Below are 19,131 nucleotides of genomic sequence, written 5' to 3'. Positions count from 1 at the left end.
CTCCTTTGGCACGCTCACCGCGAGCGACGCTTGTCCTCGTACAACCGGCTGTCCGCGACCTGGATCAGTAGCTCCACCGGCACTCCTTCAGCGGTCGCGGCATATCCGATGCTCAGGCTCAGCCGGCTGAGCCAGGGCTTCGAGGTCGTCGCCGCGACGGTGCCCACCGCGGACCGGATCCGCTGCGCGAGCAGGGCGCCGCCCTTCGCGTCCGGCTGGTCCAGTACGACGAAGAACTCGTCCCCTCCCGATCGAATCACGGCATCGGTGGCTCGCGCCTGTTCTACCAGCAGATCTGCAACAACCTGCAGCAGTTCGTCACCGCAAGCATGCCCGTGGGTGTCGTTGACGACCTTCAGGTCGTCGACGTCGATCGCCAGCAGCGTCACCGCGCGGCCCGAATCCCGGGCTTGAGTGAGCCGCTCGTCCAAGGCCCGCCGGTTCCCGATGCCGGTGAGCGGATCCTGCCGGGCGGCATGCCATTCCGCGTCGTGGCGGGCCGGCAGATCGTGCGTCTCGAGCGCACGCCGTACGGCGTTCACCGCGCGCTGGCGTTCCTTCCACCAGCCGCGGGCGACCGATCGCGCATAGGCGAGGCCCTTGACCGCACCGAACTCTCCGGTGCGGGCGGCAAGCTCCGACCTGGTCTGCAGCACGAGCATCACCGTCGCCGGATCGGCCAGCGGAATCAGGTCTTCCAGGGCTCGATCGGCCGCGGCGGTCGCCGCCTCGATCCGGCCCTGCGCGGCCAGTCCCCTGGCCAGGTAGGCCCCGGCGATCGCGAGCCGCTCGGTCTCGCCGAGCTTGCCGATCTCGTCGCGGCAGTCCTCGAGGTCCGCGACGGCGCGGGCGGGATCCGCCGCCGTCCGGGCAGCCGCAAGCCACAGCCGCGCGCTCAACCGCCAGTACTCCTGGCTCTCGTCGTCGACGATCACCTGCTCGGCTTCCTTGGCCCAGTACTCCGCCGAGGCCAGCCGTTCCTGGATCTCCGTCTCGTACGCCGGATCGCCGAGCCGCTCCAGCTCATGGGCCCAGCGCAGATGGGTCTCCGACAGATTCAACCGGTCGATCGCCGGAACCTCGGCCAGCTCCAGCACATCGGCGTCCGATGCGGCCGCGAGCTCGTAATGCGGTACACACAACTCGAACATCCGCAGTACGTCGTACGCGTAGCCGATGCCGGTGTGCGCCCAGGCGGCCAGTCCCGCATCGGTGGTCCGTTCGAGGGCGTGCTCCGCGCTGACCAGGTCGCTGATAGTGTCGCCACTGCGCCCGCTACGAGCCAGCGTGATGATCCGGATGGGCAGCGCGTTCGCTTCCCAGCCAGGCTCCTCGATCGCCCGGCCGACGGTCAGACACGCCTCCACCGCGGCCAGGGCCTCGTCGGCATCGCAGGCGTGATGAGCGGTCACACCGCGCACGTACTCCGCGGCGGCGAGCTCGTAGCTGGGTTCGTTGCCGAGCTCGGCGCGGATCGCCTTGAGTTCGGCAGCGGCCGTGACGTGACCGCCGGATTGCGCCAGGGTCATCGCGGCGGCAATCCGTTCCGTGAGCCGGCCCCCGCTCATCGCCATCTGGTCCCCTCGGAGGTCACCCGTTTGTTCGGGTCGGACCGCCCATTGTGTCCGCGTGGGGGCTCGCTGTCACGACCTTGTCGTCACGGCGGCAAATGAGAGCCGGCTCCGGGGTCAGCCTGCGACCTGCTGGGACTCGGTGGCGTGCAGCTGGACCGGCAGCGACTCGACGCCGTAGACGATGGAGAAGTCGCGGAACCGCAACTGCTCCTCGGCCACCGCCAGCGACAGGTCCGGGAACCGGTGGGCGAGCGCTGTGAAGGCCGCCCGCAGCTCCATCCTCGCCAGCTCGGCACCGACGCAGCGATGCATGCCGTGACCGAAGGCGAGGTGAGCCGCAGGGGCCCGTTGCGGCCAGAAGTCCTCCGCGTCGGGGCCGAAGACGGCCTTGTCCCGATCGGCGCCCGACAGTGACACGGCGACCAGGTCGCCCTTCTTCGCCTGGTGGCCGAACAGTTCCTGGTCGTGCCGGGCAAACCGGGGGAAGGCGACCTGGACGACGGTGAGGTACCGCAGCAGCTCCTCGACGATCGCGTCGACCGCGCCGGGCTCGTTCCTGATCCGGGCGAAGTTCTCCGGGTCGCGCAGCAGCACCAGCGTGCCGAGGGCGAGCATGGAGGCCGAGGTCTCGTACCCGCCGAGGAACACCCCGTCGGCGAGTCCGCCGAGCTCGATGTCGTCGATGGTGTCGCCGTGCTCGCGGATGATCGAGCCGATCAGGCCGTCGCCCGGATCCTTGCGCTGCTTGCGGACGATCTCGAACAGGAAATCCCGCGACTCACTCGCCGAGCCGAACACGCCGATCCCGCCGCCGGACAGGTCGAACCGGGCCGGACCGAGGGCCCGGAAGCGGTCGCGGTCGGACTCCTCGACGCCGAGCAGGTCGGCGATCAGCAGGAACGGCACGTTGAAGGCGAAGTCGGCGACGATGTCGGCGACCGGGCCCTTGGCCTCCATCAGATCCAGCTGGTCGTTGACGATCTTCTCGATCGCCGGTTCCAGCCGGGCCAGCCGGCGCTTGGTGAACTCGGGCGTGAGCAGCTTGCGCAGCCGGGTGTGGTCCGGCGGATCGGTGAACCCCAGGCCGCCGATCCCCTCGGACGGCTTGTTCGGGTCCGAACCGACCAGCGGCCGGATGTCGTTGCTGAAGTTCTCGCTGTCGGCCAGCACGGCCTTCGCCTCGGCGTGGCCGCTGACCACCCAGACGTTCAGGCCGAACAGGTTGGCGAGCTTGTGCACCGGCTCGACCTCGCGGATCGCGCCGAGCTCCGGCACCGGGTCCAGGCCGTTGCGCCGCAACGGCATCGAGACCTGGCGCGGGAACACCCGCATCTTGGACAGGTTGAGACCACCTTTGCGGGTGGTTCTGCTCAGTACCCGGCTGCCGACCCATCTCTTCAGGTATGTCGCAACCATGACTCCCACGCGCCCTCTCTGACGTGCTGCCCCCGACGGCTTTCGGATACTCCGAAGCTAGCTCTTCCGCGGACCAGTTCTGATGGTGTTGGCACTACTTGTGTAGTGGCGTTGGCACCACCATGGGAGGGGGCCATGGTTTCGCCGTCGTGCCAGTCAGACCTTGTCATGTCGGAGGGCCGGGATGCCACCGGAACCCACCTGTACCGTCCCCTGGGACGGCGAGCAGGTGGGTTCCGGGGGATCTCAGGGCAGAACCAGCCGAAAGTCGGATGCGTCAGCCGGACTTGCGGGTCAGACTCAGGGGTTTTTGCAAGTCAGCTTCGCCTCTGCCCAGTCGGCGTGGTCGCTGGTGACACCGTCACCGGCATCGGTGACCTGCAGGGTGAGGGTCTGCCCACCGCTGACGTCGACCGAAACTCCTACGGTGGGCGAGGAACCGGTGAGCAGATCCGATGTGTACTTCGTCACGCCGTCGACCGCGACCTTGAAGCTGACCTTGCCGCGGTCCTCCATCTCGTCGTCGACACCGACCTTGGCGGTGAAGGTGGAGCAGTTGCCGCCGAGCCGGACACTCACCGAGGACGGCGCGTGGGTGCCGAGCCCCTTCGCGTACTGCGTACCGTCGAGCGTGATCGGCCCGCCGTCGCCGGCCGCGTCCTCGCCGTTGCTGTGGTCGCGCTCGACCGGTCCCCACCCGTTCGTCGAGTCGAGGAACTCCAGGTCGCTGACCCACGGTTCTCCGGTCGGTGCCGGCGGCAAGGGCTTGTCGGCGATGGTGGCCGCGAAGAACCCGAGACCGCCACCGGGCAACTTGATCGCCTTCACTGTCTTACCTGGGGTCAGCGGTACTGCGCTGTAGAAGACGCGGTAGTCGGTAGTCGTGTTGCCCAGACCGGACGGTGTGTAGCGGCCCTTGACCGAGACGGCGAGAGCAGCGCCGCCGGTCGTCGGGTCCTGACAGCACCAGTTCGGCAGTTGCAGTGTGGACTGCGACTCGGTCCCGTCGGTGTAGATGACGGTCACGCTGCCCTTGGCGTTCAGGCTGGCTCCGGCCCCGAGTAGCGCGAGGTGGGAGCCGGTACCCGACACCAGGATCGGCGCGGTCTGGTTCTTCACCACGTTCGGCGTCCCGGGCGCACCCGTGGGCCAGGTGAACTCGGCGCCCTGCACTGTGACCTTGGCGCCTGGTGTGTAGCCGGCCGCCGCGAGTGCTTCGCCGTTGAAGCTGTCGCCGGAGCCGTCGAAGTTGCCCTGTGCATAGGTCGTCGCGTCACTCACGCCGACCACGGTCGCTGCCTGCGACAACGATGCGTACGGCAACTGTGCCGTCGCCACCGCACTGTTTGTATACGAGACGCCGTGTGCCAGGTAGGTAGCGTTGAGCCGCAGCGTGAAGCTCGCCGGCTTCACGTCCGCACCGGGAGTCACCTGGAGCTTGGTGGTGACAGTCTTCCCGGGATCGACAGTGGCGAAGGTGTTCGAGCCGGTAGCCGTCCAGCCGGCCGGAAGGTCCAGTGCCAGCCGTACGTCGCGCATCGTCGTCGTACCGGCGTTGTGGAAAGTGGCCGTCACCTCGGTCGCCTGGCCGGGTGCGTTCCACAGTGAGGGAGTGCTGAGCTCCGGAGTACCGAAGGTGTCGGACACGTTCTTGCCGCCGCCGACCGAAGTGGTTCCGGCCAGCAGGACGGTGGCAGAACGTGCCGTCGAGATCGCTGCGGTCTTCACGAGTACTACGCCGTTCTCGTAGTACCAGCCGGTCGAGGCCGCGAGGTACGCGTTCTTGCTGACCAGCTTGGTGAGGCTCTTGTTGTCGACCGAGACCGCGCGAGGCGCAGTACCGGTGTGGACGGTCAGCTCGTATGGGCGGCTGGTGGGCTTACCGGCGTACGAACCAACGCTGCTGCCGATCTTGACGGTGACGTCGCCGCGATCGGCGGTGGGTGCGGTGACCTCCACTTTCTGCGTGGCGGACTTCGCCTGCTTGTAGTCGCGGGTGACGCGGTCGTCCTCGTAGAGCGAGAACGACGACTTGCCCTGCGGGTAGATGTCGACAGTGAGCCGGTCCGCGAAGCCCTGCTCGGCGGCCGAGTTGATGCCGCTCTTCCACATCGGTACGACGGCGCCTGCCTTGACGAACAGCGGCAGTGTGTCGAGTGGTGCGTGGTAGCCGTTCACCGTGGTCGGACCCTGGTAGACCTTGCCGGTCCAGTAGTCGACCCAGTTGCCCTTGGGCAGGTAGATCCCGCTCTTCACCTCGTCGGCACTCCACGACGGCGCGACCAGGAACTCCTTACCTGCCAGGAATTCGTACTTCGCGGCGTCGCCCCAGGTGTTCGGGTCGTTCGGGTACTCCAGGACCAGCGAGCGGACCAGCGGGGAGCCGGTGCGGTGTGCCTCGGCGGCGTACGAGTAGAAGTAGGGCAGCAGGCGCTCGCGCAGCTTGAGGTACTTGCGGTTGATCGAGGTGTAGGGCTCGCCGTAGGTCCACGGCTGCTTGAACGCGGGGGTGGCCCAGCCGGACATCGTCATGAAGGCCGGGTTGAACACCTTCCACTGCAGGTCGCGCGTGTAGCTGGTCGGCGAACCACCGAAGATGCCGTCCACATCGCCCGCGCTGTAGGCGATGCCGGAGTTGCCGGAGCCGGTGATCGCGGGGATCTGCCACTTGATCGCGTCCAGCGAACCGCTGTGGTCACCGGTCCACTGCACTGCGCACCGCTGCGCACCCGCCCAGCCTTCGACCATCCAGGCGTACCCACGGGCGTTGCTGTACTGCTCGATGCCGTCGTGTGCGGTGTCGCAGGCGCTCAGTGCATAGCGGTAGCCCGGGCCCACCCAGGCGACGTCCAGCTTGCGCACGCGTACTCCGGCATCGCGCACCTCGGCCGGCTGCCGGTCGAGTGACGACTGGGTCCACAGGCCCATCTGGATGTTCCGCTTGCGCAGCTCGTCGCCGGTCTCCTTGAGCGCGGGGATGTCTCGCTTGCCCCACCAGGTGCCGTCGACCTGCTCGGAGTCGGTGGTAGCGGAGTACCCGCAGCCGTAGTCGTCGTTGACGAGCATCCAGCCGCCGGGCATGTCGTTGTCCCGGAACTTCTGGGCGACTTTCACCGCGTCGAGCGTGGTGACCTTCTCCGGGTTGACCTTCCAGTCGTTGCTCGGGTCCGGGTCCGTGCCGTAGTGGCCGCGGTTGTAGCAGTCGGAGTCGCCGTACTCGAGTCCGTAGATCGGCGGCATGAAGGGCCGGCCGGTGAGCTCGGTGTAGCGGTCCAGCGACGTCTTGAGGTCACCGACGAAGTAGTACGCGTCGAACCGCTTCTCGTCGTGCGTGGTGACGACAGGGTCGGTGAAGGTGTAGCTACCCGGCGAGAAGGTGTTCCGGAGTACGCCGTAGCCCGCGGTGCTCATGTAGTAGGGCGAGGCGTTCGGGTTGCCGCCGTCCTCCCAGTTGAAGTCGCGCGCGACCGCGATGGTCTGGTCGCGGTGGGAGAACCTGCCGTTCTGCATACCGCCGCCGAAGAACTGCTCGTTCGCGCCGCGGCCGAGTGACTGGGTCGTCGAGGTGTCGTTCCACGACAACGGCGCGGTCTCGGCCCAGACCAGCTGACCGTTCGAGCGGTAGAGCGAGAAGCGCAGCGGCGACTTGTTCGCCCGTACTTCGATCGCGCCGGTCTTCAGCGAGTAGTAGCTGCCGAGGTCACGCCAGGTGGTCTTCGGCTTCGCGTAGTCGGTTTTGACGACGATGTTCGACGCCGGCGCGCCCGGTTCGGTCGGTGGGGTGTTCGCGGGATCGGTGAACGTGCCGTCGGGCGCGAGCCAAAGCCGGAACACGTCGTCCTTGAGGAACGCGACCCGGACCTTCGCGGTCCCGGCGCTGAACGTGTACGTCGAGGCGTCGGCGGCGAAGCCGGTCACCGCGCCGAGCGAGGTGTCCCCGGCGGCGGTTCGCGCCGAGGCCGGGACGCCGCCGGCCGTGGTCTGTGCCGTGGCCGGAGCGCCGCCGGCAACCAGGGCACCCGCGACCAGAGCCACTGCGGTACCGGTCAGCACTACTGAACGTTTAACCGAGTGTGATGAACGTTTAAAGCGAAGAAAGATGCTCACGAGTGCCTCACTTCACGCATCTATGAACAGGATTGCGCTATTGATAGCTCACCCGGCCGACCTTTGTCACTAGGTCGGCACCCAGCGGCCCCGCAGTTGTCACTGTCACGAAGTTGAGATCAGGTCTCCATCACACGGTGGGCCCACGCCGCGATCGGTCCGGTGACGATGATTCGCATGGCGAACAATCAACTTTTCAGCCGCCGGGCCGTGGTCGCGGGGCTGGCGGCTAGCGCGCTGTTGTCTGTTCCCACCCTCGCCCAGGCAGCGCCGCGCGACCCGGAGCGCGGCGGGCAGCCCGCAGTACGGGCGACTGCCTCGGGTGGGGCCGACGAACCGCAGGTCAAGCCGGCCAAGGTGAAGCTGCCGCCGCCGACCGGACGGTACGACGTCGGCACCACCGAATTGCACCTCGTCGACCACCGGCGCACCGACCCGACCGCGCCTGGCCGGAAGCGTGAACTGATGGTCGGCATCTGGTACCCGGCCGGGGACGACGACGAGGGCCCGGTAGCGAAGTACATGCCCGTCAAGACCGCAGATGCCGTCCAGGCGCCCTGGGTCTGGGCCGGGCTCCCGGAGGGGACCTTCGACTACGCGAACAGCCGGACGCACGGACGGATCGGAGTAGCGGTCGAGCCCGGCAAGCACCCGATCGTGCTGTTCTCGCCGGCCTACGGGTTCAGCCGGCTGCTCAACACGGCTCAGTCAGAGGATCTCGCCAGCCGCGGCTACCTGGTCGTGACGATCGACCACACCCATGAAGGCCCGGTGACGTTCCCGGGCGGCCGGTTCGTCCCAGGACTGGAGGACGAGCCCGACGTACCGGCGTACCAGGCGGCGATCGCGACCAGGACGGCTGACGTCCGCTTCGTCCTGGACCAGCTCACCCTGCTCTCCTACGGCCTCAATCCGGACGCCGAGCGGCGGGCTCTGCCGTTCGGCCTGCGGACCGCGCTCGACCTGCACAAGGTCGGCATGTTCGGTTTCGCGGCCGGCGGCTTCACCACCGCCGAGGCGATGCTCGCCGACCGGCGGATCGAAGCCGGTGCCGACCTCGACGGGATGCTGCAGTACAACTTCGACGACGGTCCGCTGGGCAAGGTCGCCCGCCAGGGACTCGACCGGCCGTTCCTGCTGTTCGGCTCGGACACCAGCCAGCGATCGGACCCGAAGTCCGCGTACTACGACAAGTCGTGGGCCGCGTTCTGGAAGGCGCAGCGGGGCTGGAAGCTCAACCTGCAACTGCCCGGCGCGCTGAACCAGTCCTTCTCGGACTTCCAGGTCGTCTATCCGCAACTGCTGCCGAAGATCTTCGGCGACAGCTCGATCGTCGACGACTCGATCGAGCTGCGCGTCGGCACCATCGATCCCGACCGCAGTGTCGCGGCGCAACGCGCGTACCTGGCCGCGTTCTTCGACCAGTTCCTCGTGCACCGTCCGCAAGCCCTCCTGCGCAAGGAGTCGCCGGCGTATCCGGAGGTCCGGTTCGCCCGCTGAGCGGCGGCCGGGTTGCGGTACGGCGTACTGTCGGGGCAGCCGGAGCAATCGATCCGGGGTGTGCCGTCGGTCTCGTCCGACGCGCGGCAGGCGCGTTCTGCGGCCACTTTCTGGAACGCTGATGAGGTCCGGGACGCCCCGAGCGGTTACCGTGCGTTGAGAAATGCGTTGCTGTCGGCCGTACTCTGTCCTCGAACGGGTCGGTGGAGTCACGGGGGAACAGTCGTCCGGCCGTAGGCGTTGTGGGCGTGAGACGAGTGGCAAGAGCTAGGAGCGCAGTGGCAGGGGTATCCGGTACCAAGGAAGTGACCAGTCGACGTCTGGTGATTGTCGAGTCGCCGAAGAAGGCGCGGATGATCGCCGGTTTCCTGGGGTCCGGGTACGTGGTGGAGTCGAGTTTCGGCCACATCAGGGACCTGCCCAAGGGCGCGGACGAGATCCCGGCGAAGTACAAGGGGCTGCCCTGGGCACGGCTCGGGGTGAACATCGAGGACCACTTCGACCCGCTGTACGTCGTACCGGCGGACAAGAAGCAGCAGATCCGCAAACTGAAGGATCTCCTCAAGGACGCCGACGAGCTCTACCTCGCCACCGATGAGGACCGCGAGGGCGAGGCCATCGCGTGGCACCTGCTGGACGAGCTGAAGCCGAAGATCCCGGTCAAGCGGATGGTCTTCCACGAGATCACGCCGAAGGCGATCCAGGACGCGGTCGGCAGCGCGCGGGACATCAACGACGCGCTGGTCGACGCCCAGGAGGCCCGGCGGATCCTGGACCGGCTGTACGGCTACGAGGTCAGCCCGGTGCTGTGGAAGAAGGTCATGCCGAAGCTCTCGGCGGGCCGGGTCCAGTCGGTCGCGATCCGGATGGTGGTCGACCGTGAGCGCGAGCGGATCGCGTTCCGCAGCGCGTCGTACTGGGACCTGGACGCCACGCTCGACGCCGGTGAGGGTAAGACGCCCCGGCTGTTCCCGTCGCGGCTGGTCTCGGTGGACAGCAAGCGCGTGGCGCAGGGGCGTGACTTCGCCTCGACCGGTGAGCTGAAGAGCGGCAACACGGTTCACCTGGATCAGGCCACGGCAACCGCGCTGGCCGCCGCGCTGGAGAACTCCCAGTTCACGGTCCGATCGATCGAGTCCAAGCCGTACACCCGCAAGCCGTACGCGCCGTTCCGGACCACCACGCTGCAGCAGGAGGCCGGGCGCAAGCTGAACATGTCCGCCTCGCAGACGATGCAGATCGCGCAGCGGCTGTACGAGAACGGCAACATCACCTATATGCGTACCGACTCGGTGACGCTGTCCGACACCGCGATCACCGCGGCACGGGCCCAGGTCCGCGAGCTGTACGGCGCGTCGTACCTGCCGGACAAGCCGCGCGTCTACACCTCCAAGGTGAAGAACGCGCAGGAGGCGCACGAGGCGATCCGCCCGGCCGGCGAGGTGTTCCAGACCCCTGCGCAGACCGGGCTTTCGGGCGCGGAGTACCGGCTCTACGAGCTGATCTGGATGCGCACGATCGCGTCGCAGATGAAGGACGCGGCCGGTAACAGCGTCTCCATCAAGATCGACGCGAAGGCGTCGTCCGGGGAGAACTGCGAGTTCACCTCGTCGGGTCGCGTGATCACCTTCCACGGCTTCCTGAAGGCGTACGTCGAGGGCGCGGACGACCCGTCTGCCGAGACCGACGACCGGGAGACGCAGATCCCCGACGTGTCCGAGGGCGACGTCCTGCCCGCGACCGAGGTGCTCGCGTCGGGACACGAGACGAAGCCGCCGGCCCGCTTCACCGAAGCGACGCTGATCGCGCAGCTGGAAGAGCGCGAGATCGGCCGGCCGTCGACGTACGCGTCGATCCTGGGCACGATCCAGGCGCGCGGGTACGTGTACAAGAAGGGCAACGCGCTGGTACCGGCGTGGCTGGCCTTTGCCGTCGTACGGCTGCTGGAGCAGCACTTCACCCGGCTGGTCGACTACGCGTTCACTGCCTCGATGGAGGACGTGCTGGACGACGTCGCCGCCGGAAACCTGCAGCGCGAAGGGGTGCTCGGCCGGTTCTACTTCGGCGACGACGGCATCGAAGGCCTGCAGTCGATGGTGAGTGATCTGGGTGACATCGATGCCAGGGAGATGTCGACGTTCCCGGTCGGTCCGCCGGACAGCGGGATCGTCGTCCGCGTCGGCCGGTACGGACCGTACGTCGAAGGTGCCGACGAGACCCGGGCGAACGTGCCCGAGGACCTGCCGCCGGACGAACTGACCGTCGAGCGCGCGAAGGAACTGCTCAGCCAGCCGTCGGGTGTCGAACTGGAGCTCGGCAAGACGCCGGACACGGGACTGAAGGTCGTCGCGAAGGCTGGGCGCTTCGGGCCTTACGTGACCGAGGTACTGCCCGAGGACGCGCCGAAGAGCGCCAAGCCGCGGACGGGATCGCTGCTCAAGTCGATGTCGCTGGACAGCGTCACGCTGGACGACGCGCTGAAGCTGCTGTCGCTGCCGCGCGTGGTCGGCAAGGACCCTGAGTCCGGTGAGGAGATCACCGCGCAGAACGGGCGCTACGGGCCGTACCTGAAGAAGGGCACGGACTCGCGGTCGCTGCAGACCGAGGATCAGATGTTCGACATCACCCTCGACGAAGCGCTGAAGATCTACTCCGAGCCGAAGCAGCGCGGTCGCCGCGCCGCCGCGCCGCCGCTGAAGGAACTGGGTGAGGACCCGGCCTCCGGTCAGCCGGTCGTGGTGAAGGAGGGCCGCTTCGGTCCGTACGTCACCGATGGCGAGACGAACGCGACACTGCGCAAGGACGACTCGGTCGACACGATCTCGCTGCTGCGTGCTGCCGAACTGCTCGCCGACAAGCGGGCCCGTGGGCCGGTGAAGAAGACCGCGAAGAAGGCGGCGGCGAAGAAGACCACGACCAAGAAGACTGCTGCGAAGAAGACCGCGGCGAAGAAGACGACGGCCAAGAAGACGGCCGCCAAGAAGACGACGGCGAAGAAGGCGACCGCGAAGAAGGCTGCCGCCGAGAAGTCCTGATAGGTCAGACTGAGGCATGGCGACTGTTTCGAAGAGCCCGGTCGACGTCACCGCGCAACGCCTCCGGGATCGCGGTGAGCGAGTCACCCCGGCCCGGCTCGCGGTCGTCGAGGTACTGGCCAACACCGAGGAACACCTGAGCGCGGAGCAGATCGGCGAACGAGCCGAACAGCTCCGTCCCGGGATCCACCGGGCCACGGTCTATCGGGCGCTCGACGCGCTGGGCGAGTTCGGCCTGGTGACACATGTGCACCTGGGGCGCGCCGGCACGACGTACCACTTGGCCGGCGACCTCGCGCCGAGGCACCTCCACCTGCGCTGCAGCGAATGCGGCAAGGTCCTCGACGTAGCCGGCGACATCCTCGACCCCGCCCGCCGCAAACTCCTCCGCGAACTGGGCTTCCACCTGGCGCCCGAACAGGTAGCCCTCATCGGGGTTTGTGCGGACTGTTCGGTTTAGGACGTACTGCGAGTAGCCCGCGCGAGCTCCTCCGTCGCTCGCTCGCTCCCACCCACCCAGGCTTGCGCCCACCGCGGCTACGCCGCTCACCCGGCGCTACGCGGTGCTGCGGCTGCGTCGCTTACCTGGCGCTACGCGGTGCTGCGGCTGCGTCGCTTACCTGGCGCTACGCGGTGCTGCGGCTGCGCCGCTCACCCGGCGCTACGCGTCCTGCTATCGCGCTACGCGTCCTGCAGTTGCGCCGCTCACCCGGCGCTACGCCGGCTGCTGTCGCGCTTCGGGGTCTGCGGCTGCCGCCGTAGGCGCTACGCGCGGTACTGCGGCTTCACGCCGTCCTTGTCTAGCACTACGCGCGGTGCGGCTGCGCCGCTTACCTGCCGCTACGCGCGGTGCGGCTGCGCCGCTCACCCGGCGCTACGCGCGCTGCTGTCGCGCTACGCGTCCTGCGGCTTTGCCGCCGTCCTTGGCTCGTGCTGCGCACTGCTGCGGCTTCGCCGCCGTACGTAGCGCGTCAGTGGAGAAGCCCTCGTGAGCGGAGACGCCTCGTGCCAGCGAAAGAACTCCGCGGCAGCGGAGAAGCCCGCGCCAGCAAGAGAGCTCCGCGGCAGCGGAGAAGCCCGCGTCAGCGGAGAAGCCCGCGCCAGCGAAATAGTTCCGCGTCAGCGGCGTGGATGAGGGGCGTAGCTCCGGCGGGCGCAAGCCTGGGTGGGAGGGAGCGCGCGACGCAGGAGTGTGCGCGGGTGGTCGTAGTACGAGCTGTCCATATCTGTTCATCGGTGTGGAATTGTGAGCAGCTGGGGCTTAGGGTCGTTACCTGTGACCTATGACCACAGCTATGTCGAAGACTTCGCGGCTGCCGCGAACGTGTTGCCGCCGCGGGCCTGGCTGGACGACGATGCCGAGCGGATCTCGCTGACGGGGGACTGGAGCTTCCGGTTGTCGCCGAGTGTTGCGGACGCGCCGGACGACCTGAAGGACCCGGACACCTCGTCCTGGGACACGATCAGCGTGCCGGGGCACTGGCAGCTCAGCGGGTACGGCGAACCGGCGTACACGAATGTCGTCTATCCGTTCCCGCTCGAGCCGCCGTTCGTGCCGACGGCGAACCCGACCGGGGATTACGCCCGCACGGTCGAGGTGCCGGCCGGCTGGGACGGGTCGCGGATCGTGCTGCGGTTCGAGGGGGTCGACTCGCGGTTCGCCGTGTACGTCGACGGTGACCTGGTCGGCTGGTCGTCGGGCAGCCGGCTGCCGACCGAGTTCGACCTCACCGGCAAAGTTGCCCCGGGCAACAGTGCGAAGATCGTCGTCCGGGTGCACCAGTGGTCGGCGGGCAGCTACCTCGAGGACCAGGACATGTGGTGGCTGTCCGGCATCTTCCGCGAGGTGAACCTGCTCGCCCTCAAGCCCGAAGCGCCGACGGACGTGTTCGTGCACGCGTCGTACGCCGATGGCAGTGGCACCTTGAAGGTCGATTCCGACGTGCCGGGCACGGTCGTCGTCGAGGAGCTCGGCCTGGAGTTCCCCACCGGCTTCGAGACGCCCGTCCCGAGTGTCGAGCCGTGGAGCGCCGAGAGCCCACGCTTGTACGACGCCGTACTGCGAACCGCGGCCGGCGAGGTGCGCCTCAAGATCGGGTTCCGCACCATCGAGATCGCCGACGGCGTCCTGACCGTGAACGGCAATCGGGTGCTGTTCAACGGTGTCAACCGGCACGAGTTCCATCCGGACCGCGGTCGCGCGCTGACCGAGCAGGACATGCTCGACGACGTACTGCTGATGAAGCGGGCCGGAATCAACGCCGTACGGACCAGCCACTACCCGCCACACCCGCACTTCCTCGACCTGTGCGACCAGTACGGCCTGTACGTCGTGGACGAATGCGACCTGGAGACGCACGGGTTCGGGTACGAGCCCGAGCCGCCGGACCTGCCCAACCCGGTGATGGACCCGCGCTGGCGCGACGACCTGGTCGCCCGGATGAGCCGGATGGTCGAGCGCGACAAGAATCACCCGAGCATCGTGTTGTGGTCGCTCGGCAACGAGTGCGGCATGGGCGACAACCTCAAGGCCATGTACGAGTGGGCGCACGACCGCGACCCGTCGCGCCCGGTGCACTACGAGCGGGACACGCATGCGGAGTTCGTGGACATCTACTCCCAGATGTACACCTCGCTGGAGGACGTCACGAAGATCGGCGAGGACACCTCGTCGTACCGCGGCCTGCCGTTCATCTTGTGCGAGTACGGGCACGCGATGGGCAACGGGCCGGGTGGGCTGTCGGACTACCGCGCGCTGTTCGAGAAGTACCCGCGTTGCCAGGGCGGCTTCATCTGGGAGTGGATCGACCACGGGCTGCGCACCACGCGCGACGGCAAGGAGTTCTACGCGTACGGCGGTGACTTCGGCGAGACGATCCACGACGGCAACTTCGTCTGCGACGGGCTGCTGTTCCCGGACCGTACGCCGTCGCCCGGCATGATCGAGTACACCAAAGTGATCGAGCCCCTGGTCATCACCGGTGACAGCTCGGGCATCACGATCACCAACCGGTACGAGGTGCTCGACACGAGCCACCTGACGTTCCGCGTGGTCACCGAGGTCCAGGGCGAGCGGACCGGCTCGGGCGTCATCACCGTGCCGCCGATCGCGCCAGGGGAGACCGCCAAGGTAGAACTGCCGCCGGTCGACGCCACACAGCCCGAGACGTGGCTGACGATCACTGCCGAGCTGACTGACGGTACTGCGTGGGCCGACGCGGGTCACCGCGTTGCCTGGGGCCAGGTCCGTCTCGACCAGCCTGTGGCGCCGCGGCATGCAGGCGGCTCTGTTGCCGAGGGTGGCGCTGCTGGTGAGGCACGGCACGCTCGTGCGGAGGCGGCGAGTGAGGACGTCACCGCGGGCGTCAACGGCATCGCAGTAGCTTCACTGGGACTGCAGAACGCTCGGCTGGACGTGTGGCGCGCACCGACCGACAACGACGCGATCCCTGGCGTTGTCGACGCGTGGAAGGAAGCAGGACTCCACCGGGTCCAGCACCGCTTGGTGTCGGCCGGTCTGCACGACGGTGCTTGGGAGGTAGTCACCCGTACTGCGCCGCCCGCGCTGCAGTGGGGTCTGGTCGCTACCTGGCGCTGGAGTCACACACCGGACGGCTCTGTCGCGCTGGACTTGTCCGTGCAGCCCGATGGCCAGTTCCCGGCGACACTGCCGCGACTGGCGATCACCTTCGAGCTGCCGAAGGTAGAGCAGGTCGAGTGGTTCGGTGCGGGGCCGGGTGAGGCGTACGTCGATACGCGTGCGGCAGCCGCAGTCGGTAAGTACTCGGCGACCGTGGCCGACCTACAGACGCCGTACGTGCGTCCGCAGGAGAACGGTCACCGGATCGACACCCGCTGGGCCACTGTCGGTCCGCTCCGGATCGAGGCGGCGCCTGACCTGTTCGGTCTCACGGTCCGCAACTGGACCACGGCCGACCTGGAGAACGCGACGCACGCGCCCGATCTGGTCGCCGGCGATACGACGTACGTGACGCTGGACCTCGCTCAGGCTGGCATCGGCTCCAACTCCTGCGGTCCTGCTCTTCCGGACAAGTACAAGCTCCACACCGCTCCGGCGTCGCTGTCGCTCCGCTTCACGCGAGCCTGAGCGAAGCTGGTCCGCCCCCAGGATTCCCTGGGGGCGGACACGGCTGGGGATCTCGGACACACCGCTTCCGGCAGCGGCGGCTGCTGCGGCTGCGAGCCGCCGCGGAGAGTCGGTGTGCCGGGGTGCGGTGGTTGTCGGTGCGCCCGGATAGGGTTTGGGGCGTGCCGGAGGTGTATGACCCGTTGACTGACCCTGCACCGGCGCATGACCTGCGCGCGGTGTTGCGGATCCGGGCGTTCCGGCGGCTGTGGATCGCGTTCGGACTGTCGAGTCTGGGCGACTGGATCGGGTTGCTGGCGCTGACGGCGATGGCGAAGGCTTTCGCGGGCGACGACTACCAGGCGGCCAACTTCGCGATCGGCGGGGTGCTGTTCCTGCGCGTGCTGCCGGCCCTGGTGATGGGTCCGGTGGCCGGCTGGGTGGCGGACCGGCTGGACCGGCGCTGGACGATGATCCTCGGCGACCTGATCCGGGCCGCGTTCTTCGTCACGATCCCGATCGTCGGCACCTTGACCTGGCTGCTGATCGCGACCGTGCTGATCGAGATCGTCAGCCTGATCTGGGGTCCCGCGAAGGACGCCAGCGTGCCGAACCTGATCCCCAGGCACCGGCTGGAAGCCGCGAACCAGCTGAGCCTGATCACGACGTACGGGTCGGCGCTTCCGGCGGCGGCGTTGTTCACGGCGATCACCCTGGTGACGCGGTGGGCCGGTGACTTCTCGATCGACCTGGCCGTCTACCTGAACGCGGCGACCTTCGTGGTGTCCGGGCTGGCGATCGTGTCGGTCGCCGAGATCGGCCGGACGCCGGGTCACGAGCACGAGCAACACCCGACGCTGTGGCGCACCATGGTCGAAGGCTGGTCCTACGTGACCGGTACGCCGGTCGTTCGCGGCCTCGTCGTCGGGATCTCGGGCGCCTTCGCGGCCGGGGCGGTCGTGATCGGGCTCGGCCGGACCTATGTGGAGGATCTCGACGCGGGCGACCCAGGGTACGGGTTGCTCTTCGGGGCGGTGTTCGGTGGGCTGGCGCTCGGGATGGGGTTCGCGCCACGGCTGTTCTCCGGGTTGTCCCGGCGCCGGCTGTTCGCGGCCGGGCTGGTCGGATCGGGGATCGGGCTGGCCGGGCTGGCGCTGATCCAGCAGCTCGAGATCGCCACGATGATCGCGGTCGTGCTCGGGTTCTGCGCGGGCGCCTCCTGGGTGTCCGGGTACACGCTGCTCGGACTGGAGGTCCCGGACAACGTTCGCGGCCGGACCTTCGCGTTCGTCCAGTCGGCCGTCCGGACCGTGCTCGCGGTGACGCTCGCCGTCGCGCCTTTCGTCGCCGGGGCCATCGGGCGGAACACGGTCAACCTGCCCGGCGACCGTTCGGTGACCTACAACGGCGCGTCGATGACGATGTTGATCGCGGCCGTGCTGGCCAGTGTGATCGGGCTGGTCGCCTGGCGGCAGATGGACGACCGCCCCGGCGTACCGTTCTGGCGGGACCTGCGGCGCAGCTTCGGCAAGACGCCCGGCGTCTACCCGACCACCGGGTTGTTCATCGCGCTCGAAGGCGGCGAGGGCGCGGGCAAGTCGACCCAGGCGGCGCTCCTGGTGAAATGGCTCGAGGAACAAGGCCAGCAGGTCCTGCTCACCCGCGAGCCGGGGGCCACGGACCTCGGGAAGACCCTGCGGCAGATCGTGCTCGACCCCGCGACCGGCGACATCTCGCACCGGGCCGAAGCCCTGCTGTACGCCGCCGACAAGGCCGAGCACGTCGACTCGGTGATCTGGCCCGCGCTCAAGACCGGCGCCGTCGTCATCACCGACCGGTACGTCGATTCCGCGCTGGCCTATCAAGGTTCCGGCCGCGACCTGGATCTCGCCGACGTCGAGCGGGTGAACCGCTGGGCCACCGACGACCTGCGACCGAACCTGACCATCCTGCTGGATCTGCCGCCGAAGAGCGGCCTCGGCCGGTTCGCCGAGCGGGACCGGATCGAGGCCCAGTCGGCCGACTTCCACGAGCGCGTCCGGGCTGCCTTCCTGGAGCTCGCGGCCGCCGAGCCGCAGCACTACCTGGTCCTCGACGCGACGCTGGACCGCGAGGAGCTCGCCCTGAAGATCCAGGAACGCCTGCTGCCGATCCTGCCGAAGGTGAAGCCATGACTGTTTGGGACGACCTGGTCGGGCAGGAGCCCGCCGTCGCCGTACTGCAGCGAGCCGTCAACGGCGCCGCCGCGCGGATGCGGGGCGAAACCGGCACCGCGACCAACGGCATGACCCACGCTTGGTTGATCACCGGCCCGCCAGGCTCCGGCCGTTCGAATGCGGGCCGGGCCTTCGCAGCCGCCCTGCAATGCCCCGACCAAGGCTGTGGCGACTGCGCCGTCTGCCGTACTGCGATGAGCGGTTCGCACCCGGACGTCTCGCTGATCCGCACCGAGTTGCTGTCGATCCGGGTCTCCGAGATCCGAGAGCTGGTCCGCCGGGCCGCCATGAGCCCGACCCAGGGCGGCTGGCAGGTGATGGTGGTCGAGGACGCGGACCGGCTCACCGAGCAGGCCGCCGACGCCTTGCTGAAGAGCATCGAGGAGCCGGCGCCCCGCACGGTATGGGTGCTGTGCGCACCGACCGTCGAGGACGTCGTACCCACGATCCGGTCCCGCTGCCGCCTGCTCGTACTACGGACGCCGCCGGTGGCCGCGATCGCCGAGATGCTCGCGACGAAGGGCGGCGTCGAGCCCGAGCTGGCCGGGTTCGCGGCGCGCGCGGCGCAGGGCCACATCGGCCGGGCCCGGGCGCTGGCTCGCGACCAGGAGGTCCGCGACCGGCGGAACAAGGTGCTCGAGGTCCCGTTCGAGCTGCGCGACATCGGCGCCTGCCTGAACCTGGCCCAGCAGTTGGTCGATGCCGCCAAGGCGGAGTCCAAGGTGAGCGCGGCCAAGGTGGACGAACGCGAGCGGGCCGAGCTGGAACAGGCGCTCGGGATGGGTACCAAGGGCGCCAAGCCGCGGGAGACGGCCGCGGCCCTCAAGGAACTCGAGGATCAGCAGAAGGCCCGGGCCAAGCGCTGGGAACGCGACGTGCTGGATCGCTCGCTGGTCGATCTGATGGCGCTCTACCGCGATGTCCTGGTGCTCCAGACCGGCGCCGGCACCGAGCTGATCAACGCCGAACTGCACCGCAACATCGAGCAACTGGCCCAGCGGACCACCCCGGAGCAGACGATTCGGAGGATCGACGCGCTGTCGGCCTGCCGGGAGGCGATCGAGGGGAACGTGGCGCCGCTGCTTGCACTGGAGGCGATGACGATCGCCTTGTTCGAAGGGTGAGATGCGTGCCTGAGGGACGGACGCCGCTGTAACGAAGTGGGCGGTCGCGGCGATGTCAGCGGTGGCTGGATC

9 protein-coding genes are annotated in these 19,131 nt (G+C 68.3%); 6 read left to right on the top strand and 3 right to left on the bottom strand.

What is annotated here, in order from left to right; genetic code table 11:
• Positions 1–14 precede the first annotated feature (14 nt).
• From DIZ26_RS14240 to DIZ26_RS14230, 3 genes are all read right to left on the bottom strand, one after another.
• Positions 15–1,574 (bottom strand): GGDEF domain-containing protein, encoded by a 1,560-nt coding sequence (locus tag DIZ26_RS14240; protein WP_198676099.1) that lies wholly within the window; start codon positions 1,572–1,574, stop codon positions 15–17.
• Positions 1,575–1,688: 114 nt separating this feature from the next.
• Positions 1,689–2,990 carry a cytochrome P450 gene (locus DIZ26_RS14235; protein WP_112241357.1) on the bottom strand — a complete coding sequence of 434 codons (1,302 nt, stop codon included), beginning with the start codon at positions 2,988–2,990 and terminating at the stop codon, positions 1,689–1,691.
• Positions 2,991–3,290: 300 nt separating this feature from the next.
• Positions 3,291–7,043 (bottom strand): NPCBM/NEW2 domain-containing protein, encoded by a 3,753-nt coding sequence (locus tag DIZ26_RS14230; RefSeq protein ID WP_198676097.1) that lies wholly within the window; start codon positions 7,041–7,043, stop codon positions 3,291–3,293.
• A 231-nt stretch (positions 7,044–7,274) separates the two neighbouring features.
• On the opposite strand from DIZ26_RS14230, the gene DIZ26_RS14225 reads away from it, so the two are divergent.
• From DIZ26_RS14225 to DIZ26_RS14200, 6 genes are all read left to right on the top strand, one after another.
• Entirely contained in the window at positions 7,275–8,597 is a 1,323-nt protein-coding gene (locus DIZ26_RS14225; RefSeq protein ID WP_157979710.1) for an alpha/beta hydrolase family protein, read from the top strand.
• A 305-nt stretch (positions 8,598–8,902) separates the two neighbouring features.
• Positions 8,903–11,632: a type I DNA topoisomerase gene (topA, locus tag DIZ26_RS14220; RefSeq protein ID WP_112241351.1), complete on the top strand. Its 2,730-nt coding sequence runs from the start codon at positions 8,903–8,905 to the stop codon at positions 11,630–11,632.
• 16 nt (positions 11,633–11,648) lie between these two features.
• Positions 11,649–12,092, top strand: coding sequence for a Fur family transcriptional regulator (locus tag DIZ26_RS14215; RefSeq protein ID WP_112241349.1), 444 nt, complete (start codon positions 11,649–11,651; stop codon positions 12,090–12,092).
• Between the two features lie 816 nt (positions 12,093–12,908).
• A complete protein-coding gene (locus tag DIZ26_RS14210) occupies positions 12,909–15,740 on the top strand; it encodes a glycoside hydrolase family 2 TIM barrel-domain containing protein (RefSeq protein WP_232828338.1) in 2,832 nt (943 codons plus the stop codon).
• Positions 15,741–15,922: 182 nt separating this feature from the next.
• Complete coding sequence (gene tmk, locus DIZ26_RS14205) at positions 15,923–17,893, top strand: dTMP kinase (protein ID WP_232828337.1); 1,971 nt, start codon at positions 15,923–15,925, stop codon at positions 17,891–17,893.
• Positions 17,890–19,059 (top strand): DNA polymerase III subunit delta', encoded by a 1,170-nt coding sequence (locus DIZ26_RS14200; protein WP_112241345.1) that lies wholly within the window; start codon positions 17,890–17,892, stop codon positions 19,057–19,059. The genes tmk and DIZ26_RS14200 overlap by 4 nt, the downstream gene beginning before the upstream one ends.
• The last annotated feature ends 72 nt before the right edge of the window (positions 19,060–19,131 follow it).

Origin of the sequence: Kribbella monticola (assembly GCF_003261635.1) — a bacterium.
GTDB classification, from domain to species: domain Bacteria; phylum Actinomycetota; class Actinomycetes; order Propionibacteriales; family Kribbellaceae; genus Kribbella; species Kribbella monticola.
The sequence above is the reverse complement of the archived record's forward strand: the minus strand, read 5'-3'. Positions and strand labels throughout refer to the sequence as shown.

Bases quoted from the DNA above. Each gene is read 5' to 3' on its own strand.
- DIZ26_RS14240 (WP_198676099.1), bottom strand. From the start codon at position 1,574: ATGGCGATGAGCGGGGGCCGGCTCACGGAACGGATTGCCGCCGCGATG.
- DIZ26_RS14200 (WP_112241345.1), top strand. From the start codon at position 17,890: ATGACTGTTTGGGACGACCTGGTCGGGCAGGAGCCCGCCGTCGCCGTA.
- DIZ26_RS14225 (WP_157979710.1), top strand. From the start codon at position 7,275: ATGGCGAACAATCAACTTTTCAGCCGCCGGGCCGTGGTCGCGGGGCTG.
- DIZ26_RS14215 (WP_112241349.1), top strand. From the start codon at position 11,649: ATGGCGACTGTTTCGAAGAGCCCGGTCGACGTCACCGCGCAACGCCTC.
- DIZ26_RS14235 (WP_112241357.1), bottom strand. From the start codon at position 2,990: ATGGTTGCGACATACCTGAAGAGATGGGTCGGCAGCCGGGTACTGAGC.